This is a genomic window from Bradyrhizobium macuxiense, from assembly GCF_001542415.1.
GTDB lineage: Bacteria > Pseudomonadota > Alphaproteobacteria > Rhizobiales > Xanthobacteraceae > Bradyrhizobium > Bradyrhizobium macuxiense.
In genome coordinates, this window is the sequence record NZ_LNCU01000096.1 from 30045 (window position 1) to 52499 (window position 22455).

Annotated in this window: 27 protein-coding genes and 2 tRNA genes; 19 read left to right on the top strand and 10 right to left on the bottom strand. The window is 64.3% G+C overall.

Annotation, left to right across the window (positions count from 1 at the left end; translation table 11 throughout):
- Window position 1: 1 nt before the first annotated feature.
- On the bottom strand, window positions 2-670 hold the full coding sequence (locus tag AS156_RS28650; protein ID WP_066511837.1) for a GntR family transcriptional regulator: 669 nt from the start codon (window positions 668-670) through the stop codon (window positions 2-4).
- Between the two features lie 184 nt (window positions 671-854).
- Here AS156_RS28650 and AS156_RS28655 point away from each other — a divergent pair, with 184 nt between their 5' ends.
- The 5 genes from AS156_RS28655 to AS156_RS28675 all read left to right on the top strand — a co-directional run bounded on the left by AS156_RS28655 (window position 855) and on the right by AS156_RS28675 (window position 3069).
- The gene (locus AS156_RS28655; RefSeq protein ID WP_066511757.1) at window positions 855-1259 is read left to right on the top strand and encodes a GFA family protein; all 405 of its coding nucleotides are present in this window, start codon (window positions 855-857) and stop codon (window positions 1257-1259) included.
- A 54-nt stretch (window positions 1260-1313) separates the two neighbouring features.
- Window positions 1314-1388: transfer RNA gene (locus tag AS156_RS28660), tRNA-Val, on the top strand.
- Window positions 1389-1561: 173 nt separating this feature from the next.
- On the top strand, window positions 1562-1885 hold the full coding sequence (locus tag AS156_RS28665) for a hypothetical protein (RefSeq protein ID WP_066511839.1): 324 nt from the start codon (window positions 1562-1564) through the stop codon (window positions 1883-1885).
- Between the two features lie 21 nt (window positions 1886-1906).
- Window positions 1907-2212: a YciI family protein gene (locus AS156_RS28670; protein WP_066511759.1), complete on the top strand. Its 306-nt coding sequence runs from the start codon at window positions 1907-1909 to the stop codon at window positions 2210-2212.
- Entirely contained in the window at window positions 2212-3069 is an 858-nt protein-coding gene (locus AS156_RS28675) for a class I SAM-dependent methyltransferase (protein WP_066511762.1), read from the top strand. The genes AS156_RS28670 and AS156_RS28675 overlap by 1 nt, the downstream gene beginning before the upstream one ends.
- A gap of 4 nt (window positions 3070-3073) precedes the next feature.
- Here the strand turns inward: AS156_RS28675 and pepT are convergent, their stop codons facing one another.
- Both pepT and AS156_RS28685 read right to left on the bottom strand, forming a co-directional pair.
- Window positions 3074-4330, bottom strand: a complete 1257-nt coding sequence (gene pepT / locus AS156_RS28680; protein ID WP_066511765.1) for a peptidase T — start codon at window positions 4328-4330, stop codon at window positions 3074-3076.
- Between the two features lie 154 nt (window positions 4331-4484).
- Window positions 4485-4808, bottom strand: coding sequence for an HU family DNA-binding protein (locus AS156_RS28685; RefSeq protein WP_283807948.1), 324 nt, complete (start codon window positions 4806-4808; stop codon window positions 4485-4487).
- Window positions 4809-5098: 290 nt separating this feature from the next.
- Between AS156_RS28685 and AS156_RS28690 the strand changes: the two genes are divergently transcribed.
- A tRNA-Asp gene (locus tag AS156_RS28690) sits at window positions 5099-5175 on the top strand.
- Window positions 5176-5347: 172 nt separating this feature from the next.
- On the opposite strand, the gene AS156_RS28695 is transcribed toward AS156_RS28690, so the two are convergent.
- The 5 genes from AS156_RS28695 to AS156_RS28715 all read right to left on the bottom strand — a co-directional run bounded on the left by AS156_RS28695 (window position 5348) and on the right by AS156_RS28715 (window position 7794).
- Complete coding sequence (locus AS156_RS28695; protein WP_066511771.1) at window positions 5348-6064, bottom strand: hypothetical protein; 717 nt, start codon at window positions 6062-6064, stop codon at window positions 5348-5350.
- A complete protein-coding gene (locus AS156_RS28700) occupies window positions 5977-6654 on the bottom strand; it encodes a hypothetical protein (protein WP_066511774.1) in 678 nt (225 codons plus the stop codon). Before AS156_RS28700 ends, AS156_RS28695 begins: the two co-directional genes overlap by 88 nt.
- Before the next feature lie 343 nt (window positions 6655-6997).
- The gene (locus AS156_RS28705) at window positions 6998-7189 is read right to left on the bottom strand and encodes a hypothetical protein (protein ID WP_066511776.1); all 192 of its coding nucleotides are present in this window, start codon (window positions 7187-7189) and stop codon (window positions 6998-7000) included.
- A 14-nt stretch (window positions 7190-7203) separates the two neighbouring features.
- Window positions 7204-7404, bottom strand: coding sequence for a hypothetical protein (locus AS156_RS28710; RefSeq protein WP_066511779.1), 201 nt, complete (start codon window positions 7402-7404; stop codon window positions 7204-7206).
- A gap of 186 nt (window positions 7405-7590) precedes the next feature.
- The gene (locus tag AS156_RS28715) at window positions 7591-7794 is read right to left on the bottom strand and encodes a hypothetical protein (protein WP_066511784.1); all 204 of its coding nucleotides are present in this window, start codon (window positions 7792-7794) and stop codon (window positions 7591-7593) included.
- 199 nt (window positions 7795-7993) lie between these two features.
- Here AS156_RS28715 and AS156_RS28720 point away from each other — a divergent pair, with 199 nt between their 5' ends.
- Entirely contained in the window at window positions 7994-9007 is a 1014-nt protein-coding gene (locus AS156_RS28720) for a TRAP transporter substrate-binding protein (protein WP_066511785.1), read from the top strand.
- Between the two features lie 135 nt (window positions 9008-9142).
- The gene (locus tag AS156_RS28725; RefSeq protein WP_245313108.1) at window positions 9143-10048 is read left to right on the top strand and encodes an alpha/beta fold hydrolase; all 906 of its coding nucleotides are present in this window, start codon (window positions 9143-9145) and stop codon (window positions 10046-10048) included.
- Window positions 10049-10053: 5 nt separating this feature from the next.
- Here the strand turns inward: AS156_RS28725 and AS156_RS28730 are convergent, their stop codons facing one another.
- Window positions 10054-11346 carry a spinster family MFS transporter gene (locus AS156_RS28730; protein ID WP_066511787.1) on the bottom strand — a complete coding sequence of 431 codons (1293 nt, stop codon included), beginning with the start codon at window positions 11344-11346 and terminating at the stop codon, window positions 10054-10056.
- 44 nt (window positions 11347-11390) lie between these two features.
- Entirely contained in the window at window positions 11391-12581 is a 1191-nt protein-coding gene (locus AS156_RS28735) for an aromatic ring-hydroxylating dioxygenase subunit alpha (protein WP_066511789.1), read from the bottom strand.
- 130 nt (window positions 12582-12711) lie between these two features.
- Between AS156_RS28735 and AS156_RS28740 the strand changes: the two genes are divergently transcribed.
- The 11 genes from AS156_RS28740 to nuoH form a co-directional block, all read left to right on the top strand.
- Complete coding sequence (locus AS156_RS28740; protein ID WP_066511792.1) at window positions 12712-13227, top strand: MarR family winged helix-turn-helix transcriptional regulator; 516 nt, start codon at window positions 12712-12714, stop codon at window positions 13225-13227.
- A 215-nt stretch (window positions 13228-13442) separates the two neighbouring features.
- On the top strand, window positions 13443-13808 hold the full coding sequence (locus tag AS156_RS28745) for an NADH-quinone oxidoreductase subunit A (protein ID WP_018271860.1): 366 nt from the start codon (window positions 13443-13445) through the stop codon (window positions 13806-13808).
- Entirely contained in the window at window positions 13799-14389 is a 591-nt protein-coding gene (locus tag AS156_RS28750) for a NuoB/complex I 20 kDa subunit family protein (RefSeq protein ID WP_050423879.1), read from the top strand. The genes AS156_RS28745 and AS156_RS28750 overlap by 10 nt, the downstream gene beginning before the upstream one ends.
- 10 nt (window positions 14390-14399) lie before the next feature.
- On the top strand, window positions 14400-15017 hold the full coding sequence (locus tag AS156_RS28755; protein WP_066511800.1) for an NADH-quinone oxidoreductase subunit C: 618 nt from the start codon (window positions 14400-14402) through the stop codon (window positions 15015-15017).
- Window positions 15014-16210, top strand: coding sequence for an NADH-quinone oxidoreductase subunit D (locus tag AS156_RS28760; RefSeq protein ID WP_066511802.1), 1197 nt, complete (start codon window positions 15014-15016; stop codon window positions 16208-16210). The genes AS156_RS28755 and AS156_RS28760 overlap by 4 nt, the downstream gene beginning before the upstream one ends.
- Window positions 16210-17169, top strand: coding sequence for an FkbM family methyltransferase (locus tag AS156_RS28765; protein ID WP_066511804.1), 960 nt, complete (start codon window positions 16210-16212; stop codon window positions 17167-17169). Before AS156_RS28760 ends, AS156_RS28765 begins: the two co-directional genes overlap by 1 nt.
- Before the next feature lie 11 nt (window positions 17170-17180).
- Window positions 17181-17792, top strand: coding sequence for an NADH-quinone oxidoreductase subunit NuoE (gene nuoE / locus AS156_RS28770; RefSeq protein ID WP_066511806.1), 612 nt, complete (start codon window positions 17181-17183; stop codon window positions 17790-17792).
- A complete protein-coding gene (locus AS156_RS28775) occupies window positions 17792-18004 on the top strand; it encodes a hypothetical protein (protein WP_066511808.1) in 213 nt (70 codons plus the stop codon). The genes nuoE and AS156_RS28775 overlap by 1 nt, the downstream gene beginning before the upstream one ends.
- A 19-nt stretch (window positions 18005-18023) precedes the next feature.
- Complete coding sequence (gene nuoF, locus AS156_RS28780; protein ID WP_066511809.1) at window positions 18024-19349, top strand: NADH-quinone oxidoreductase subunit NuoF; 1326 nt, start codon at window positions 18024-18026, stop codon at window positions 19347-19349.
- Between the two features lie 30 nt (window positions 19350-19379).
- Window positions 19380-21455: an NADH-quinone oxidoreductase subunit NuoG gene (gene nuoG / locus AS156_RS28785; protein ID WP_066511810.1), complete on the top strand. Its 2076-nt coding sequence runs from the start codon at window positions 19380-19382 to the stop codon at window positions 21453-21455.
- Between the two features lie 10 nt (window positions 21456-21465).
- Window positions 21466-22455: NADH-quinone oxidoreductase subunit NuoH (nuoH, locus tag AS156_RS28790; RefSeq protein WP_245313109.1), on the top strand; the 990-nt coding region annotated here is incomplete at its 3' end.

Here is a 22455-nt window from a genome sequence, read left to right on the forward strand (position 1 = left end):
GTCAGCGCAATCCGATCACAGCGAAGCCGCGCGCCTTGAGACCGCGGCGGTCCTCGTTCAGCGAGCGGAGCAGGCGATCGCGGGTGTCGCTGATGTGGTCGGCGGCTTCGCGCGCGGCGGCCTCCGGATCGTTGTTCTTGATGAAGCCGAGGATGCGGCGATGCTCGCGCCAGGCCTGCTCGCGCGAGGGTTCGGTCCACACCTCCAGCCAGCGCGCGCGCGACAGCCGGGTCATCGCACCCGCGACCGCCTTGACGATGAAGGAATTGCCGGAGAGGCGCGCGATCTCGACATGGAAATCGGTGCCGATGCGGTGCCATTCCTCGCGCGGCGCGCCGGACTGGCAGGCGTCCAGCATGCCTTCGATCCCGGCGATGTCGGCCTCGCTTGCCCGCGCGCAGGCGAGGCGGACCGCCGTCGTCTCCAGCGGCACGCGGAACTCCGCCAGCGCTTCCAGCTCACCGAGATCAATCGGCGCGACGATCCAGTTGCGGCCGTCGCGCTGCACCAGCTCTTCGCCCTCGAGCCGCACCAGCGCGGCGCGGATCGGCGTTCGCGATCCCTCGAAGCGGCTTTCCAGCCAGCGTTCCGTCAGCCGTTCTCCGGGGCCGAGGTCGAGCGACAGGATCATCTCCCGAAGCTGATCGTGGATCTGGAGCATCTGCGACATGGCGGCGGTCTCGGCAAAAGAGGGTGGATGGCCGACTTCGAGTCGGCCGAATATCCCGGTACGGTATCCCACGTAGGGTAAGATTGGGATACCAAAATGGCATGCCGTCGGTGCGTCGGGACTATCTGATGGAGAGGTAACGATGTGCGCCCTATGTTCGTTACGGTGGCAGAAGGAGGCAGACATGCAGATCGACGGGCGGTGCCACTGCGGGATGGTGACCTATCAGGCCGAGATCGACCCGGAGCGGGTGTCGATCTGCCACTGCACGGACTGCCAGACACTCACCGGATCGCCTTACCGGGTCACGGTGATCTGCGACGCCGAGCAGGTGCGGCTGACCGGGCGGGCGCCAAAGGTTTACGGGAAGACAGGCGACAACGGCCGGACCCGCTTCCAACATTTCTGCGGCGATTGCGGTTCTCCCTTGTTCACGAGCGGCGAGGATGGCGGGCCCGACGATTGGGGGATCCGCTGGGGCAGCATCCGTCAGCGCGACCGGCTGATGCCGAAGCGCCAGGTCTGGTGCCGCTCGGCGGCGCCATGGATCAACGATCTCGCGGAATTGCCGGGATGCCCGACGGAATAGGGCCATCGACCTTGCACCGCGGGGGGCGGCGAGGCTAAAGAGGCGGCGCAAGTGGGGCGGTTAGCTCAGCGGTAGAGCACTGGTTTTACACACCATTGGTCGGGAGTTCGATCCTCTCACCGCCCACCACTGCAATTCCTAGCTCGGCAATTATCTTCAACGAGCACCGTTACCAGGAGACGCCGCATGGCGAAGGCGGACTGGTTCATCCTTCGCCTATCGTCCAATCCCGCCGGGCAAATTGCCGCCAACATTGCTGGGATGATATGTTCGCGTTCGCCGCACAACCGGGAACTCGATTCATGCGCATCATTGCCGCCGCTCTTCTCCTGACGACCTTCATTGCCGGACCTGTCTTGATTGCCCGACCCGCGTTGGCGCAGGACCATGTCCAGAGATATCGCGAAGAGATCGACAAGTCGCCGGCGGATGAAGCCAACGAGAAGCGGGCGCAGCGCGCATATCAGCGCGCAATCAACAGTGTGCCGGACCAGAAGCCGACCGATCCGTGGGGCATCGCCCGCAGCGACAGCACACCGAAAGCTGCTCCCAAGGAGCATGCCAAGTCGGCTGCGAAACGGGCTGCACCGAAGCAGGCCAAGCCGGCGAGTGCTGCCGCCAACTGATCCGCAAGACAGGCCAGGTCGATGAAGTATTACGTTTGCAGGTTGACCGGCCCGCGCCCGACTTTTCCGCAGGACATGACGCCGCGGGAGGCCGAGATCATGCACGCGCATGTCGCTTATTGCGGCGAACTGCTGCGTACCGGCAAGGCGCTGATCTTCGGGCCTGTGGCTGATCCCGCCGGCGTCTGGGGCCTCGGCGTGCTGCAACTGCCCGACGATGCCGATCCGCAGGACATCGTCGCCAACGATCCCACCATGAAGGCCAATGCCGGCTTCACCTATCAGGTGATGCCGATGCTACGGGCCGCAACGCAAGAGACCTGTTGATGGATACTTCGCAAGGTCACGAACGCAACGCCGACCAGATCGCCTACTGGAACGGGCCGGGTGGCCAGCGCTGGGCTGCCCGACAGGCCGCGCAGGACATCGTACTTAAGCCGGTGCTCGAGGTACTGATCGACCGCGCGAAGCCGGGTGCCGGCGAGCGCGTCCTCGATGTCGGCTGCGGCAGCGGCGCGTCGACGAATGCGCTTGCGAAGAAGGTCGGGCCGTCGGGCCATGTGTTCGGCGTCGATGTTTCCGGGCCGATGCTGGAGCGGGCGCGGCAGAGCACGCCAAAGGATGCGCCGGTCGACTACGCGCTTGCTGACGCCACCGTCTATCCGTTCGATCCCGCAAGCTTCGATCTCCTGACATCGCGTTTCGGCGTGATGTTCTTTGCCGAGCCCGTGGTGTCGTTCGCCAATCTGCGCACGGCGCTGAAGCCGTCGGGCCGGCTCGCCTTCGCCTGCTGGAAGGAGCCGCGCGAGAATCCGTTCTTCATGGCGCCGCTGCAGGCCGTCTACAAGCACGTGCCGAAGCTGCCGCAGCTCGGTCCCGAGGATCCCGGGCCGTTCTCGTTCGCCTCCGAAGCGCGGGTGAACCGCATCCTCGGCGAAGCCGGGTTTTCCACTATCGCCATGGAGCCGTGCCGGCTCGAGCTCGATGTCGCGATCGGGCGCGGCCTGGACGCTGCGGTGCAGGCGGCGCTCGAGATCGGCCCGGCCAGCCGCGCGCTGGAAGGACACCCCGATGACGTGCGGGCCGCCGCTGTTACCTCGATCCGCGAGGCGTTGACGCCGTTCGCGAAGGGCGATTCCGTGCTGCTGCCCGCCGCGATCTGGATCGTGACGGCGCGGGCCTGAGAGGTTAGGCCCGCTCTTCCCAGATCATCGCCAGGTGCACGATGGTCTGCACGGCCTTTTCCATGTCCTGCCGGCTCACCCATTCCAGCCGCGAGTGAAAGGCGTGCTCGCCCGCGAAGATATTGGGGCAGGGCAGCCCCATGAACGACAGCCGCGAGCCGTCGGTGCCGCCGCGGATCGAGGTCTTCACCGGCGAAAGCCCGGCGCGCTTGATGGCCTCGATCGCGTAGGCGACGACCTCGGGGTGACGGTCGATCACCTCTTTCATGTTGCGGTACTGCTCCCGAACCTCCAAGCGGTAGGTCGAGCGCGGATAGGCCTTCATGACATCTTTCACGATGCCTTCCAGCAGCGCTTCCTTCTGCTTCAACCCGGCCTCGGCGAAATCGCGTACGATGAAATCGATCCGCGCTTTCTCCAGCGCGCCGGAGATCGCGACGGGATGCAGGAAGCCTTCCTTGCCCTCGGTGGTCTCGGGCGAGCAGGCGTCCTTCGGCAGGCGATCGACGATCGCGGCGGCGATCTTGATCGCATGCTCCATCTTGCCTTTGGCGAAGCCGGGATGGGTCGCGACGCCCTCGATCATGATGCTGGCGCCGTCGGCGGAGAAGGTCTCGTCCTCGATATGGCCGGCGCTCTCGCCATCCATGGTGTAGCCGAAATCGGCACCGAGCTTCTTGATGTCGACCTTGTCGACGCCACGGCCGATCTCCTCGTCCGGCGTGAACAGGATCTTGATGGTGCCGTGCTTCAGCTGCGGATTGGTGATGAGGAAGTGCGCGGCATCCATTATCTCGGCCAGGCCGGCCTTGTTGTCGGCGCCGAGCAGGGTGGTGCCGTCGGTGGTGATGATGTCGTTGCCGATCTGGTCGGCCAGCGCCTCATGCTCCGCGGCGCGGATCACCTGCGAGGGATCGGCCGGAAGCACGAGGTCGCCGCCGCGGTAATTCGTCACGATCTGCGGCTTGACGTCCTTGCCGGTACAGTCGGGCGAGGTGTCCATGTGCGAGCAGAAGCAGATCACCGGCACCGTCTTCTCGGTGTTGGCCCGGATCGTCGCGTAGACGTAGCCATGCGCGTCGAGATGGGCGTCCGAGATCCCCATCGCCTGCAGCTCGGAGACCAGGAGGCGGCCGAGGTTCTTCTGCTTCTCGGTGGAGGGGCAGGTCGGTGAGTCCGGATCGGACTGGGTATCGATCACGACATAGCGCAGGAAGCGTTCGGTGACGGTGTGCTTGAAGTCGAGGACCGGTGCCAACATGAAGAAAACGCCTCAAAACGAAAGATCGAGAGCCCGGATTCCGGTTCGATCAAAATCCTAGGCTCAACGCAGGCTCTATAACAGAAAAGCGCCACTCCGGGGCCGCGTCGCGAACCGGAATGGCGCTTCGGGTCTGGCCCGGAGGTTGAGCGGCCTAGATGGCTTCCTTTAGCTCCTTGGCGGCGCGGAAGGCGACCTTCTTGCTGGCCTTGATGTGGATTTGCTCGCCGGTGGCGGGGTTGCGGCCCATGCGGGCGGCGCGCTTGCGGACCTGGAGGATGCCGAGGCCGACGATGCGGATCCGCTCGCCCTTCTTGAGGTGCTTGGTGATCCGAGTGACCATGTCGGTCAGGATCGCCTCGGCCTGCTTCTTGGACAGCTCCTGCTCCTCGGCGATGGCCGCCGCCAGATGCTTCAGCGTGATCGTCGCCGGGGTCGCTGCTTTCTTCGCCATGTGTGGCCCTCCTCGTTGCTGAATTGTGGTTTCGCGCTGATAGCGCGCAGTGCGCGTCGGAAAGACGCGTCCGGAAAAATCCTGAAGCCATCGGTTCTGCAGAGCTGGGCCGGCGTCAGGAAACCAAGACGTATCAGGCCTTATTTGATTCGGGGCTTCGCTGACTACGCCGCGTCCCCTCAAAAGAGGCCACAATTCGCCTCGGTGAGGCAAAAAGCGGCGCGGTTGTAGGCGGGTTTGCAACGTCCTTGACTAACGGGAGGAGGGCCTTTATGCCCTCGGTCCTGCGCGGATCAATCCGGTGATCGGCATCCGCGGGAGTAGCTCAGTTGGTTAGAGCGCCGCCCTGTCACGGCGGAGGCCGCGGGTTCGAGTCCCGTCTCTCGCGCCAGTTTTTTCAATAACTTAGCAGCCTGATCCGATCGTGGCGCTCCCTGAGCACCGCTGATTGCGTGCGTCTTCCCAGCCTGGTTCCCCTGCAACCTGAGCGTCAATCCGATCAACTTGATTCAGTTGTCCTGGTTCGCACCCGCCTGAGACGGGACGCGACGATCTCCAAGAACTCAGGACGCGGCGGCAACGACAGCGTTGACCGGCTGAGCCGCCCGCTCCGGTTCGTACGCCAGGGCCGGGCGCCATTCGGGCGTCAGCCACCACAGCAGGAACAGCAGCGCAATTCCGTTCGAGAGCAGCCCGGTCGTGAGCGGCACGTTCATGACCGTCTGAACGGCGATACCGGATGAGACGGCGATGAAGCGCGGCGGCAGGTGGTGCGAGACGGTCGATCCGATCGACAGGATCAGGCCGCAGACGAACGCCGCCACCGGGGCGAACACGACACCGGCCGAGGCGATGCCTTCCGTGGCCAGGAAGGAGGCGTTGAAATTGCCGTCACGATAGACCGCTGCGAGCTCCGGGCCGAGTTCGCCATATGAGCAGCCGATCAGATGCCGCACGACGGAAATCTGACAGAAATGGGTCAGCTCTCGGTGCGCGAAGAAGTCGGCGTAGTGATCGAGTGCAAGCGAGGGAACGGCGATGAAGCGCAGGTTGATGGCGCTGAACAGGAAGTAGTTCTTGTCGGCGACGAGAATGGCGAAAGCCGCCAGGCCGATGATGATCGGGATCAGGAGCGCGAGTACGGTAGCCAGCCGTGGGCTGAAGTAGCTATAGAGGCAGAACAGGAACGGAATCAGATCGGCAGCAGAAGCACGGTCTTGTTGTTGACGACCGGATAGAGGCAGAGGGCGAACAACAGCACGCCGGCCGCCTGTGCCCATCGCTTTCGCGTCGCAAAGTATGCGAACAGATAGGGCAGAACGGCTCCGATGATGATCCCGATGAGATAGTTTAACAGCGCCGGCCGCGCGATGGCGCTCCGGGCCGCCCCGTATGGATCGCCAAAGCTCGTGCCATAGGACGTATCAATCATCAGCACGACGCACGACGTTCCGAGCAGAACCGCGACGATGCGGTTCATGACCGCTTCGGACAGCTCAGGCCGCCAGATCGCGAAATCCGTGAACAGCAGAGGCAGCATCGCCGCGGCGAGTGCCGCGATCATGGCCCAGCGCGCGATGGCATGAGGATAGTCGAACTCGCTGAAGAAGCTCAGCCAGATGAAGCCGAACACGGCCGACAGCAGGAAGAAGGCCACGATATAGCTGAAGCAGAATCTCGCGACGACAAATGCCGGGACAAAGACAATCATGACCGCGGTGCCGAGCACGGCCTGCGCGGTGATGCTGTCGGAGCGCCAGAAATGCATTGCCGGGAAGGCGTGCCCGCAGGCGATCAGCGACACGATGCTGACGATGAAGAACCCGGGGATCGTGACCCCGAGAACCAAGTCATCGCGCGTCAGTTTCATCCGCCGGTCCAGTTCCGTAGAACCCGTGACAGTTAGCCAGCAACGTCAAGCGAGGCAAGTTAAGCTAGTTCAAGCCTTTTGTTTCTGTGTTTCTGAACGCCGGGCCGGCAAGCTCACAGATTTGATGGACGGCAGAACGGATTTCGCGCTCAAGCCCGTGATTGTCCGAGGGCGCCAGCCTCGGCCGGATGATGCTGTTCGGTCGTTTCGGTGCTGCGTGAACCGCGTTGGCAACGAGTGATTCGACTGTCCGAATTAGGCGGCCGCATCGGATGGGCATGCGTGCGCCCGAGGTGAGACGATCTTTGGGGGCCGGGGGGCGGAAGCCGCGCGGCGCGCGCTCTCACGCAAAGAATGCGGCGATCACGTCGACGTCGGATTGGCCGGCGGTGCTGCCGCGCAGGTCGGCGTCGATGACGCGTCGGCAGGCGTCGACCGTGTGGATGTCACCCAATTCGTTGGCTGCCTCGAGGATCGACCAGATCGTGTCCATCGGGATGTGGCTGGGCGCGGCGAGTTGCGGATCTGACAGCATCGGTCGGACCGGGGCTAGAATTCGAACAGGTCGCGGCCGCGCTGCGCGAGGACGTGCAGGTCCGCCACGGTGCCGCGGACAGCGCTGCATTGGCGGCACTCGATGATGGTGTCGTCGGAGGCGTTCACTGGATCGGTCGGCTTGATCGACAGGCTGCCGCAATCGGTGCAGACGATCTTGAAGCCGGTGGTAACGATTTGCTGCTGCAAATTCATTGTGGCCTGAGCCCCTGTTGATACCGACGCTACACAACAACTTTTAAGACTGGGATCGTGGAGCGGTTCGCAATCGAGTGACCGCATTAGGGCGCCGTTAATGGAGGCGCTGACGGCTGGTTGGGTGTCGCCAACAAAAAGGCCGCCCCAAGGCGGCCGCTTTGTCTGGCGAAGCCTGGGAAATCTTTAGCGGACGGTCGATGTGCCCGAAGACGTGATCGCGACCGGCTTGCCGGCCTTGATGATCTGCGTGGTCTGGGCGGTCTGGGTGAAGTCCGCGTTGTTGCGGGCCGAAATACCGAAAGCTGCAACCGCGATGCCGGCCACAAGCGCGACGACCACGATCTTGAGGTGGGTCGCGCGGTCCGCTGAATTGATCGAGTGGTTCATGGTCGCCTCCGGGCGTCTATGCGCCATCTGTTGGCGATAGTGGTAAGCGCCATCTGTTTCCGGATCGTTTCGTGGGACTGGCGAAATGGTTTCGTCCCACCGGTGCATTGGTTTCGCCGTGCCTTGCGCAGCGCGGTCGCAGGCCCGAAACTGGCGCCAGGCGCAGAGAGCGTCTGGGAGAAAAATAATAATGAAAACAATGAGTATGACCCGCAGGGGTCTCTTGGGAACGGGCTCTGCTGTCGTCGCCGCGGCAGTCCTCGGTAAACCGGCTCTTGCCGCAACCGAGTTCGACTTCAAGCTCGGCGTCAACACCCCGGAAACCCATCCGTTGACAATCCGGCTGGTCGAGGCCGCCAAGGCCGTTGGCGCGCAGTCGTCGGGCCGGGTCAGCATCACGGTCTTCGCCAACAGCCAGCTCGGCGGCGATCCCGAAATGCTGTCGCAGGTCCGGGCCGGCGGTATCGAGCTATTGGCCGCGCCCAGCATGACGCTGTCGACGCTGGTGCCCCTGTCGGGGCTTCCCAGCATCGGTTTTGCGTTCCAGTCCTACGATCAGGTCTGGGCGGCGATGGACGGCGGCGTCGGCGACCTCGTGCGCGATGCGATCACCAAGACCGGCGTCGTGCCGCTGAAGAAGGTCTGGGACAACGGCTTCCGCCAGATCACCTCATCGTCGAGCCGAAAGCTCAACAGCGTCGACGATCTCAAGGGCTTCAAGATCCGCGTGCCCGTGACCGCGCTCTTGACCTCGCTGTTCTCCGGCCTCGGCGCGCTGCCGTCGAGCATCAGCTACAGCGAGCTCTATTCTGCGCTGCAGACCCACATCGTCGAAGGGCAGGAGAATCCGCTGGCGCAGGTGTCGACCGGAAAGCTCTACGAGGTGCAGAAGTACTGCGCGCTGTCGAACCATTGCTGGAGCGGCTACTGGGTGCTCGGCAACCGCCGGGCCATGGCAAGCCTGCCGCCCGATCTGCTCGAGATCATCAATGCTGCGTTCGACGCGGCGGCGGTGAAGGAGCGGGCCGATCTCGTCGAGATGGATCGCTCTTTGCAGGCCGAGCTGTCGGACAAGGGCATGACGTTCAGCAAGCTCGATCACGCGCAGTTCAGGGCCGCATTGGTAAAGGCCGGCTTCTACACCCAGTGGCAGAAGACCTACGGCGCGGAGGCCTGGGCGATGCTGGAGAAATACACGGGCAAGCTGACCTGAGCGCGTCGTTGCGTATCACCGCTGGCATCGTGCGCGTGATTACCTGTCGCGTAATCGCGCGCACGATCTCCCTCTGCAATGATCGGTTTGTCGGTGGCGCCAACGCTGCCGCTCGATCCGCAAGGGAGACGCGAGATGAATCGTCGAACGGTCCTGGAAGCAACGTTGCTCGGCACGGCAATGGCGGCGGCAGCGTCGGCGGCCGCGCAAACTGTCGCGCCGCTGGCCGCGCGCGCATCGTGCGTGACCGCGAAGGACGGCACCTCATTGTTCGTGCAGGATTGGGGCTCGGGCCGGCCGGTGCTCTTCCTGGCCGCCTGGACGTTCAACTCCAGCATCTGGGGCCACCATATCGTCGCGCTCAACGCCAAAGGCTATCGCTGCGTCGCGCCGGACCGGCGCGGGCACGGCCGGTCGGACATGCCGGCGACCGGATACGATCTCGAGACGCTGACCGATGATGTCGCGGCCGTCATCGAACAGCGCGACCTGCATGACGTCACGCTGGTTGCCTATTCGATGGGGTCGATCGAGGCGGTCAATTATCTCGCCCGCCACGGCTCGGACCGGATCGCGCGGCTGGCGCTGGTGGCGCCGACGACGCCATTCCTCATGAAGACGGAGGACAATTCCGACGCCGTGCCGAAGGCTGCGATCGACGCACAGCTTGCCGAGATTGCGCAGGACTATCCGGGCTGGCTCGCCGCCAACGAGGCGCCGTTCTTCATGCCCGATACGCCTGACGTCACCCGGGCGTGGATTAGGGAGATGATGTTGAACGTGCCGTTGCCGGTGGCGCTGGGCTGCCGCAAGACGATTGCCTTTGCCGACGTTCGTGCGGCCGCGGCCGGGATCGACCGTCCGACGTTGATCGTGCAGGGCGACAAGGACGCCAGCGCGCCGCTGGAGCTGACCGGCGCCAAAACGGCGAAGCTGATCGAGGGCAGCAAGCTGAACATCTATTCGGGCGCACCGCATGCGCTGCCGCTGACCCACAGCGAGCGTCTCGTGTCCGACCTGCTCGCCTTCATGGCAAGCTGAGACCGTCAGCTCGCTCGCGCGATATCGGCGCGGATCCAGCGCGCCGCCCACACGAAGAGCAGGGCGCCGAGCATGGTCGTGACCGCTGCCGACAGCAGCGAGTAGCGCACCGCGTCGGCGCCGTAAGTGTCCTTTAGGGCGTCGTTGATCATGCCGACGGCGAGCGGGGCGACGCCCTGGCCGAAGCAGGTGGCGGTGAGCAGCACGATTGCCGAGGCCAGCGCGCGCATGCTGGGTCTCGCGACGGTCTGGGCGATCGCGAAGATCGGCCCGAGATGGAAGCCGACCAGGAACGAGGTCAGCGCCAGCGTCGCGACCATCAGCGGGAAGCTCGGCGTCAGCATGCACAGTGCGAAGACGGGGCCGGCGAGGCCGGACATGATGGCCGGCGCCCATAATTTCCAGCGGTCGTCGCGGCGGCTGATCCGCGCCACCACGATGCCGCCGACCAAGGTGCCGGCCATGCCAGCAAGGCCTTTGAAGGTGCCGGCATAGGTGCCGATCTCGGCGCTCGTGAGGTGATGGATGCGCGCCAGGAACGGAGGAATCCACACCGCTGTCGCGTAGTTCGTATACGTCGTCAGGCAGAAGCCGATCAGCACGATGATGAAGCTTGGCTGCGAGCCGAGAAAATGCAGCGTCGGGCCGATCGGTTCGGCCTTGAACGTCTCGGCCACCGCGCCGCGCGCCGGTTCGGCGATGGTCAGCCACAGTACCGCTGACAGCGCGACGCCGGGCAGGCCGGCGGTGAAGAACGCCATCCGCCAGCCGTAGTGCTGGTTGACATAGCCGCCGATGAAATAGCCGAGGAAGACGCCGAGATAGGTGCCGATCGCGTAGATGCCGAGCGCGCGCGGACGTTCGTCCTTGTCGAAGAGGTCCGCGATCATGGATTGCGACGCCGGCGTGCCCGCGGACTCGCCGACGCCGACCCCGATGCGGGCGAGCGCCAGTGTGGTGATGCTGGAGGCCGTGCCGCAAAGATAGGTCATCGCGCTCCAGAGTGCGAAGGCGCAGGCGACGATGTTGCGGCGGTTCATCCTGTCAGCCATCCGTGCGATCGGAATGCCGAGCAGCGAGTAGGCGAGCACGAACCCGAAGCCCGCCAGGAGCCCCATCATGGTGTCGCTGAGGGCAAACTCCTTCTTGATCGGCTCGATCAGCACATTGAAGATCGTGCGGTCGAGGAAGTTCAGGGCGTAGACGATCGTGAGCAGCCCGAGCACGTAATAGCGCCGCGCGGCAGGCCGTGCAGCATCCTGTGAATGCGCGGCGGCCTGCGGCGCGAGATCGACCATGGCTTCCCTCGAATTCTTGTTTTTTGTCTGATTGAGCGCGGGCCTTATGCCTCGCGGATATAATTCCCGGCTTCGAATTCGACCGGCCTGGCGCCGGCGTCGAACGACACGCCGATCGGGTTGCGGCCCGCCGCCAGTGCCTCGAGCTGATCGGAGAGCATGCGGCGGATCATCAGGATGCCGCGGTCGCTCTGGCCGAAATGCTCCTCGGAATGAACCGTCATCGGGCCCTGGCCGACCTGCGCCTCGTAATCGCCGGGAAACTGCTGATGCTCGGCTTCCGTCATGTCCCACCAGAATTTGCCGTTGAACTTCGAGCGCATGCGGCCGATGTCGCCGGCGTTCTTGACGCGGCCCGCGACATAGATGCGGAACGAGGTGTCGTCGATCGGCAGGGTCCAGCCGATCGATTCGACGCGGGCGAACTGGGCGACCCGCGGATTGGGCACCACGCGCAGCGTGGGGAGGGCGGCCTCGGTGACGCGATAGAACACGCGGCCGTCGTCCTGCTTGCGGATCGAGCGCACCGCGACGCCGCGCGGCGACATCTCGAACTTCACCTCCGGCATCGAGGCCATCATGTTGGTGAACTGCGGTCCGCTGAATGAGCCGTGCAGCACCGGCACGTGGTAGGGGTCGACCACGTTCTCGAAATGCTGCAGCCAGTTGCAGGGGATAATTGCAGGTCCGCCGCCGCCGATCGAGGAATCATCAGCCTCGACGAACTCGCCATCGTCCATGGTCTCGAGACATTCGTAGTGCGGCAGCACCGGTTTTTTCTCGGCGGGGCCCATATAGGCGAAGATCAGGCCGTAGCGCTCCTGCACCGGATACCAGGGCTGGCGCACCTTGTCCTTGAAGCGGCCGCCGTCGGGCTCGCAGGGCTGTTCGAGGCAGTGGCCTTCGGCGTCGAACTTCCAGCCGTGATAGCAGCAGCGGATGCCGTCTTCCTCGACCTTGCCGTAATAGAGCGTGGTGCCGCGATGGCAGCAGCGCGCATGCAGCAGGCCGACCCGGCCATGCTTGTCGCGAAAGAGGATCAGGTCCTCACCGAGCGCGCGCACTTTTCTGGGGATATCGGTGGCGTCGCCCGCGAGGCCTATCGGGTGCCAGTAGCGGCGCAGCAGTTCGCCCATCGGCGTGCCGCGGACGACCGAGGTGAGCTCGGTCCGGGTGGCGGACGGCTTCATGGCATAGGCGGTGCCGAGGTCGCGGTCGCGCTGGGTGATGGTCATGCTGTTCCCTCCTGCCGCGGGCTCAGGCGCGCGCGATCAACCTGTTGACCAAGTCAACGATAGATCGATGACAATGTCAACGATATCCATTAGCTTGGCAGCGGGCGACTTTGTTGGCAGAGGTTGGCCGATGACCGAGAAACTGAAGACTGGAAGGGCTGGCACGCCCGAGTTCGTCGTGGACGCGGAACTCGCGCCGATCACCGCCATGATGTCGTCGCGGCTGATGGTGCTGGCGAACCTGCTCAGGCGCGGCGCCATCCTGCGCTACAAGCGCCTGACCGGGCTGTCGTCGGTCGAGTTCGGTCTGGTCGCTTCGCTCGGCCGGCGGCCGCCGATGAGCGTGGTGCGGCTCGCGGAAGCCGTGGGTATGGACAAGGGCCAGATCAGCCGGGCGCTCGCGGAACTGGTTGCGCGCAGGCTGGTGGCGAAGTCAGCCAACCCGCGCGACAACAGGGAGACGCTGGTGTCGCTGACCAAGGCAGGGCTCGCCGCGCATGATGCCATCGTCGCCGGTGCGCATGAGCGCAATCGCCATCTGCTGGAACAGCTCAGCCCGCAGGACCTGGAGTTCCTGCTTGGCCATATCGACCGCCTGATCGGGACCGCTGCCGAGATGCTCGCTGCCGAGAAAGAGCTGGGCTGATATGGGGGCCGTGCAGGGCACCACAGCGTCGCCGCAGCGTTACCTCCATGAGGCAGGTGCGCCGCTGGATTGGGCCCGGAGCCCCCGGGGGACGGCGGTAAAAGCGTCAAAATAGCTTGTCTTGCGCCCCCTGTTGCGCTGCGCTAAAGCCTCAAGAACAATTCCAATCAACGAATCTGCGGCACGTCCGAAACCGCAGCAAGAAGGCCTCGCCGATGACCGGCATCCTGCAGAATTACCTCCCACTTGTGGTTTTTATTGGGGTCGCGAGCCTGATCGGTTTGGCGCTCCTGATCGCGCCGTTCCTGGTCGCGTTCCAGTCGCCGGACCCGGAAAAGCTGTCCGCCTATGAATGCGGATTCAACGCTTTTGACGACGCCCGCATGAAATTCGACGTCCGCTTCTATCTGGTGGCGATCCTCTTCATCATCTTCGATCTCGAAGTGGCGTTCCTGTTCCCCTGGGCTGTGGCGTTCGGAAAGCTGGGCGCGACCGGGTTCTGGTCGATGATGGTGTTCCTGGCCGTGCTGACGGTCGGATTTGCTTACGAATGGAAGAAAGGCGCGCTCGAATGGGATTGAGCCCCACCGCCGCATCCTCGCAGCCGGCGATTGCACAGGCTCCGAAAGGCATTCTTGATCCGTCGACCGGCAAGCCGGTCGGTGCCAACGACCCGTTCTTCCTCGAGGTCAATCACGAGCTGTCCGACAAGGGCTTCTTCGTCGCCGCCGCCGACGACCTGATCACCTGGGCGCGCACCGGTTCGCTGATGTGGATGACCTTCGGTCTCGCCTGCTGCGCGGTCGAGATGATGCAGGTGTCGATGCCGCGCTACGATGTCGAGCGTTTCGGCTTTGCTCCGCGTGCCTCGCCGCGCCAGTCCGACGTGATGATCGTCGCGGGCACCCTAACCAACAAGATGGCGCCGGCGCTGCGCAAAGTGTACGACCAGATGCCGGAGCCGCGCTACGTCATCTCGATGGGCTCGTGCGCCAACGGCGGCGGCTACTACCACTATTCCTACTCGGTGGTGCGTGGCTGCGACCGCATCGTGCCGATCGACATCTACGTGCCGGGCTGCCCGCCCACCGCGGAAGCGCTGCTGTACGGCGTGTTGCTGCTGCAGAAGAAGATCCGCCGCATCGGCACTATCGAACGCTAAGGTTTTAGGTATGGACGACGGCAAGCTCGACGCCCTTGGGCAGACGATCGTGAGCGCGCTTCCGGGCGCCGCCACCGCGCACTCGGTTGCGTTCAATCAACTCACTATCGATGTCGAGGTGGGCAAGATTGTGGAGGTCGTGACTTTCCTGCGTGACGATCCCAACTGCCGCTTCGTGAACTTCACCGATGCAACGGCGGTCGACTATCCCGGACGCGAGAAGCGATTCGACGTCGTCTACCATCTGCTGTCGCCGACGCTGAACACCCGGATCCGCGTGCGCGCCCAGGCCGACGAGACCACGCAGGTGCCGTCGATCATCGGTGTCTTCCCGGGCGCCGACTGGTTCGAGCGCGAGACCTACGACCTCTACGGCGTGATCTTCATCGGCCATCCCGACATGCGCCGGCTGTTGACCGACTACGGATTCGACGGTCATCCCTTGCGCAAGGACTTCCCGCTCACCGGCTTCGTCGAGGTTCGCTACGACGACCAGGAGAAGCGGGTGCTGTACGAGCCGGTCCGGCTCAACCAGGAATTCCGCAAGTTCGATTTCCTCTCGCCGTGGGAAGGCGCGGACTATCCGCTGCCCGGTGACGAAAAGGCGAAGGCGGAGCCGAAGCCATGAATGAACAGCCGCAAAACCTCCGCAACTTCACGATCAACTTCGGTCCGCAGCATCCTGCGGCGCACGGCGTGCTGCGCCTGGTGCTGGAACTCGACGGCGAAGTCGTCGAGCGCGTCGATCCGCATATCGGCCTGCTTCATCGCGGCACCGAGAAACTGATCGAGCACAAGACCTATCTGCAGGCGATTCCCTATTTCGACCGGCTCGACTACGTCGCGCCGATGAATCAGGAACACGCGTTCTGCCTCGCGGCGGAGAAGCTGCTCGGCATCACCGTGCCGCGCCGCGGCCAGTTGATCCGCGTGCTCTATTGCGAGATCGGCCGCATCCTCTCGCATCTGCTCAACGTCACCACGCAGGCGATGGACGTCGGCGCGCTGACCCCGCCGCTGTGGGGCTTCGAAGAGCGCGAGAAGCTGATGGTTTTCTACGAGCGCGCCTCCGGCTCGCGCATGCACGCGGCGTTCTTCCGCGTCGGCGGCGTGCACCAGGACCTGCCGCCGAAGCTGATCGACGACATCGACGCGTGGTGCGACCCGTTCCTCAAGGTCGTCGATGACCTCGATACGCTGCTCACCGGCAACCGCATCTTCAAGCAGCGCAACGTCGATATCGGGGTGGTGCCGCTGAAGGAAGCCTGGGAGTGGGGCTTCTCCGGCGTCATGGTGCGCGGCTCCGGCGCCGCCTGGGACCTGCGCAAGTCGCAACCCTATGAGTGCTACGCCGAGATGGATTTCGACATTCCGATCGGCAAGAACGGCGATTGCTACGACCGCTATCTGATCCGCATGGAAGAGATGCGCCAGTCGGTGCGCATCATGAAGCAGTGCGTCCAGAAGCTCAAAGCGCCGGACGGGCAGGGGCCCGTCGTGGTCGAGGACAACAAGATCGCGCCGCCACGCCGTGGCGAGATGAAGCGCTCGATGGAAGCGCTGATCCATCACTTCAAGCTCTACACCGAAGGTGTGCACGTGCCGGCCGGCGAGGTCTATGCCGCGGTCGAGGCGCCAAAGGGCGAGTTCGGCGTCTATCTCGTCGCCGACGGCAGCAACAAGCCTTACAAGTGCAAGATCCGCGCGCCGGGCTTCGCGCATCTGCAGGCGATGGATCACATCTGCAATGGCCATCTGCTCGCTGACGTCTCGGCGATTCTTGGCTCGCTCGACATTGTGTTCGGAGAGGTCGATCGGTGATGGCGCAGCCGCCCATCCAGTTTGACCGTGCCTCGGGCGCCCTTGAGGGAGCGAACGCCTGGGAGCGGACGGCTGCGCTGGCGCTGGCGACGGGCGCGAAGATCTCCTCGCATTTCTCGCACATGGGCTACGTCGCGTGCGCCAATCTGCTGCGCAAGACGCTGTCGGAACGGGACATCGCGGTGACGCTCAACGAGGATGCGGTGTTCGCGTTTCCGTACGGCGACGGCTACTGGAGCAAGCTGCTCGATCGCGACTACACCTATGAGGACGAGCTCGAGCTGTTGCTCGAGGACTCCGCCGATGTCGACTACACGCTGCTCGATTGCGGTGCCAATTACGGCTACTGGTCGGTGCTGGCATCGAGCAGGCCGTTCGGCTCGCACAGGGCGATCGCGATCGAGCCGTCAAAGCAGAACTATCCGAAGCTCACCAATAATGCGCGCGTCAACGGCAACCGCTTCGAAACCATGAAGTGCGCGATCGGCGCCGGCCGCGGCACCGCGCGTCTGTCCGGCACCAAGCACGAGGCCTTCAGCATCGCAGGCGATCCCGCCAGCGGCGAGGAAGTGCCGGTCATCGCGCTCGACGATCTGATCGAGGACCAGAAGGTCTCGCCCCAGGGCAAGTATCTGGTGAAGCTCGACGTCGAGGGCGTCGAGATCGACGCGATCAAGGGCGGCAGGCGGCTGATGGAAACCGACAGCGTGCTGCTCTGCGAGGAGCATGGCAGCGATCGCCAGCACACCGTGTCGCGCTACATCCTCGAACAGACGCCCCTGAAGCTGACGGTCTTCGACCGCCGTACCCAACGCCTTGAGACCGTGACCGAGCTCTCGATTCTCGATCGCATCAAGGTTTCCACCCATATCGGCTACAACGTGTTCGGCACCGCAAGCGCTTTCTGGCAAGACCGGATTGATGCGCTGAACGCGAAGGCCGCACGCCGCGTGCAATGAGAGACTGAACGATGTCCGTCCGCCGCCTTGCCCCGAAGGAATTGCAGCCCGCGAGCTTCACGTTCACGGACGAGAATCTTGCCTGGGCCAAGAAGGAGATCACGAAGTATCCACCGGGCCGCCAGGCTTCGGCGGCGATCGCGATCCTGTGGCGCGTGCAGGAGCAGCATGACGGCTGGGTTTCGGAAGCCGCGATCCGGGCCGTCGCCGACCTGCTCGAGATGCCGCATATCCGCATGCTCGAGATCGCGACCTTCTACACGATGTTCCAACTCTCGCCGGTCGGCAAGAAGGCGCATGTGCAGGTCTGCGGCACCACGCCGTGCCGGCTGCGCGGCGCCGGCGACCTGATCGAGGTCTGCCAGCATCGCATCCATCACGAGCCCTTCCACCTGTCGAAGGACGGCAACTTCTCGTGGGAGGAGGTCGAGTGCCTCGGCGCCTGCGTGAATGCGCCGATGGTGCAGATCTGGAAGGATACCTATGAGGACCTGACCAAGGAGAACTTCGGCAAGGTGCTCGACGGCTTCGCCGCCGGCAATCCGCCGAAGCCCGGTCCGCAGATCGACCGTCAGTTCTCGGCGCCCGCGGGCGGACCGACCACGCTGAAGGAAACGACCTGATGCGAGGTCTTCTGGTGCAGGCGAACGGGATGGGGAGGGGTGATGCGATGAAGAATTGGCGTCTTATCGCCCTGCACACCGCAGCGGCCGCCTGCTTCATCTTCCTGCTGCAGCGCTACGGGCTGAACGCCTCGCTGGAGAGCAGCCTGTTATGGGCTTTCGTGTTCGGTGGCTGCGCCGCCGGGCTCGCCTATTCGCAAGCCAATCGGTGATGTTCGGAAAGTTTTGAGCATGCTCGACGACAAGGACCGCATCTTCAAGAACCTCTATGGCCTCCACGATTGGGGCCTCGAGGGCGCGCGCCGTCGCGGCGCCTGGGACGGCACCAAGGCCATTATCGACAAGGGCCGCGACTGGATCATCAACGAGATGAAGGCGTCCGGCCTGCGCGGCCGCGGCGGGGCGGGCTTCCCGACCGGCATGAAGTGGTCGTTCATGCCCAAGGAGTCCAAGGACGGTCGTCCAAGCTACCTCGTCGTCAATGCAGACGAGTCCGAGCCCGGCACCTGCAAGGACCGCGAGATCATGCGGCACGATCCGCATCTGCTGGTCGAAGGCTGCCTGCTCGCGAGCTTCGCGATGAATGCGCATGCCTGCTACATCTATGTCCGCGGTGAATTCATCCGGGAGCGCGAACGGCTGCAGGCCGCGATCGACCAGGCCTACGACGCCAAGCTGATCGGCAAGGACAACGTCAACGGTTGGCCGTTCGACCTTTACGTCGCCCACGGCGCCGGCGCCTATATCTGCGGCGAAGAGACCGCGCTGCTCGAGAGCCTCGAAGGCAAGAAGGGCCAGCCGCGCCTGAAGCCGCCGTTCCCGGCCAATGTCGGCCTCTACGGCTGCCCGACCACGGTGAACAACGTCGAGTCGATCGCAGTGGCGCCCGATATCCTGCGCCGCGGCGCGTCCTGGTTCGCCGGCATCGGCCGTCCCAACAATGTCGGCACCAAGCTGTTCTGCATCTCTGGTCACGTGGAGCGACCCTGCAACGTCGAAGAGGCGATGGGCATCCCGTTCCGCGAACTGATCGACAAGCATTGCGGCGGCATCCGCGGCGGCTGGGGCAATCTGAAGGCGGTCATCCCCGGCGGCTCGTCGGTGCGTATGGTGCCGGCCGAACAGATCATCGACACGCCGATGGATTTCGACAGCCTGAGCAAGCTGCGCTCGGGTCTCGGCACCGCGGCCGTGATCGTGATGGACAAGTCGACCGACCTGATCCGCGCGATCGCCCGCATCTCCTACTTCTACAAGCATGAGAGCTGCGGCCAGTGCACGCCGTGCCGTGAGGGCACCGGCTGGATGTGGCGCGTGCTGACTCGCATGGCCGAGGGCCGCGCCCACAAGCGCGAGATCGACATGTTGCTAGAGGTGACCAAGCAGGTCGAGGGGCACACGATCTGTGCGCTCGGCGACGCTGCCGCCTGGCCGATCCAGGGCCTGATCGCGCATTTCCGTCACGAGATTGAAGAGCGCATCGACCAGTATTCGCACAAAGCCGATCTCGACGATCAGGGCGTCCGCGACCCCATGCACTTGGTGGCTGCGGAGTGATGACGGCGAAGTTGGGAAAGACTTGAAGACATGACCAAGATCATCATCGATGGCAAAGAGATCGATGTCTCGCCGGACTACACGCTGCTGCAGGCGTGTGAGGCGGCGGGCGCCGAAATTCCGCGGTTCTGCTATCACGAGCGGCTGTCGATCGCCGGCAACTGCCGGATGTGCCTCGTCGAGGTGAAGGGCGGTCCGAAGCCGGTCGCAAGCTGCGCCTGGGCCGTGCGCGACTGCCGTCCGGGCCCGAAGGGCGAGCCGCCGGAAGTCTCAACCCGTTCGCCGATGGTCAAGAAGGCGCGCGAAGGCGTGATGGAATTCCTGCTGATCAACCATCCGCTGGACTGCCCGATCTGCGACCAGGGCGGCGAATGCGACCTGCAGGACCAGGCGATGGGCTACGGCGTCGACACCAGCCGTTTCGCCGAGAACAAGCGCGCGGTCGAGGACAAGTATCTCGGTGCGCTGGTCAAGACCTCGATGAACCGCTGCATCCAGTGCACGCGCTGTGTCCGCTTCTCCGCCGAGATCTGCGGCGCCCCGGAAATGGGTGCGACCGGACGCGGTGAGGACATGGAGATCACCACCTATCTGGAGCAGGCGCTGTCCTCGGAGCTGCAGGGCAACCTCGTCGACATCTGCCCGGTCGGCGCGCTGACCTCGAAGCCCTATGCGTTCGCGGCGCGGCCCTGGGAGCTTGGCAAGACGCAGTCGATCGACGTCATGGACGGCGTCGGCTCGTCGATCCGCGTCGACACCCGCGGCCGTGAGGTGATGCGCATCCTGCCGCGCATCAACGAGGCCGTGAACGAGGAGTGGATCTCCGACAAGACCCGCCACGTCGTCGACGGCCTGCGCACGCAGCGCCTTGATCGTCCCTATGTGCGCGAGAACGGCCAGCTCAAGCCGGCAACATGGCAGGAAGCTTTTGCGGCGATTGCGGCCAAGGCCGGCCGCAGCGACGGCAAGCGGATCGGCGCCATCGCGGGCGACCTCGCCGCGGTCGAGGAGATGTACGCGCTGAAGGAGCTGCTCGCGAAGTTCGGCTCGGTCAATCTCTCGGTGCAGGGTGGCGACGCGTTCGACGCCAACGCCGGTCGCGGCTCGTATATCTTCAATCCGACGATTGCCGGAATCGATCAGGCCGACGCACTCCTGATCATTGGCTCGCACCCGCGCAAGGAAGCGGCCGTGCTGAATGCGCGGATCCGCAAGCGTTGGCGTCACGGCGGGCTCAAGGTCGGCATGATCGGCGCCAAGGCCGATTTCACCTATGACCACGAATATCTTGGCGCGGGCACCGAGACGCTGACCGATCTCGTCGCCGGCAAGCATTCCTTTGCCGAAGTGCTGAAGAACGCCAAGAACCCGATCATCCTGGTCGGCGCCGGCGCCTATACCAGGCATGACGGCGCGGCGGTGCTGGCGCAGGCGGCGAAGCTCGCCGTCGATGTCGGCGCGCTCAAGGACGGCTGGAATGGCTTTGCCGTGCTGCAGGATACCGCCTCGCGCGCCGGTGCGCTCGATGTCGGCTTCTCGCCGGCTGCGGGCGGCCTGACCGCGGCGCAGATGACGACCTTCGGCACACTCGACGTGCTGTTCCTGCTCGGCGCGGACGAGATCACCGTGCCGGACGGCACCTTCGTCGTCTATATCGGTACCCACGGCGATCGCGGCGCGCACCGCGCCGACGTCATCCTGCCTGGTGCGGCCTATACCGAGAAGTCCGGCATCTACGTCAACACGGAAGGCCGGGCGCAGATGGCCGGTCGCGCCGCGTTCCCGCCGGGCGAGGCCCGCGAGGATTGGGCGATCATCCGTGCGCTGTCGGACGTTCTGGGCAAGAAGCTGCCCTTCGACTCCATGCAGGCGTTGCGCCAGGCGATGTTCAAGGCTTATCCGCATCTGATGCGGCTCGATCAGGTCGAGGCCGGCAAGGCTGACGACGTCAAGGCGCTGGCAAGCAAGGGCGGCAGCGTCGACAAGGCGGCATTCAAGCCGACCGTCGAGGACTTCTATCTGACCAACCCGATCGCGCGCGCTTCGGCCGTGATGGCGGAATGTTCGCGCCTGGCATCGGGCCGAATGCTGGCGGCAGCGGAGTGAGCGTGATCTGATGGCTGAATTCTTCGCAAGCTCGTTCTGGACCGGCTTCCTCTGGCCGTTGATCATCATGGTCGCGGAAAGCCTGTTGCTGCTCGTCGTGCTGCTGATCGCGATCGCTTACATCCTGCTCGCCGACCGCAAGATCTGGGCGGCGGTGCAGATCCGTCGCGGCCCCAACGTGGTCGGCCCGTTCGGGTTGCTGCAATCCTTCGCCGACCTCCTGAAGTTCGTGCTGAAGGAGCCGGTCATTCCGTCCAGCTCCAACAAGGGCGTGTTCCTTTTGGCGCCGCTGGTCTCGTGCGTGCTGGCGCTAGCCGCTTGGGCCGTGATTCCGATGAATCTCGGCTGGGTGATCTCCGACATCAATGTCGGCATCCTCTACATCTTCGCGATCTCGTCACTGTCGATCTACGGCGTCATCATGGCCGGCTGGTCGTCGAACTCGAAGTACCCGTTCCTGGCCGCGCTGCGCTCGGCGGCGCAGATGGTGTCCTACGAGGTTTCGATCGGATTCGTGATCATCACGGTGCTGCTCTGCGCCGGCTCTCTGAACCTGTCGGCGGTGGTCGAGGCGCAGAACACCCGCGGGCTCGCCAGCCTGATCGGCCTGCCGCAGCTCACCATCCTGAACTGGTATGTGTGGCCGTTGTTCCCGATGTTCGTGGTGTTCTACGTCTCGTCGCTCGCGGAAACCAACCGCCCGCCGTTCGATCTGGTGGAAGCCGAATCCGAGTTGGTCGCGGGCTTCATGACCGAATACGGCTCGACGCCGTATCTGCTGTTCATGCTCGGCGAGTATGTCGCGATCACCACGATGTGCGCGCTGGCAACGATCCTGTTCCTGGGTGGCTGGCTGCCGCCGGTCGACCTGCCGCCGTTCACCTGGATTCCGGGCATCGTCTGGTTCGCCCTGAAGGTGTTCTTCATGTTCTTCATGTTCGCGATGGCGAAGGCGATCGTGCCGCGCTACCGCTACGATCAACTGATGCGGCTCGGCTGG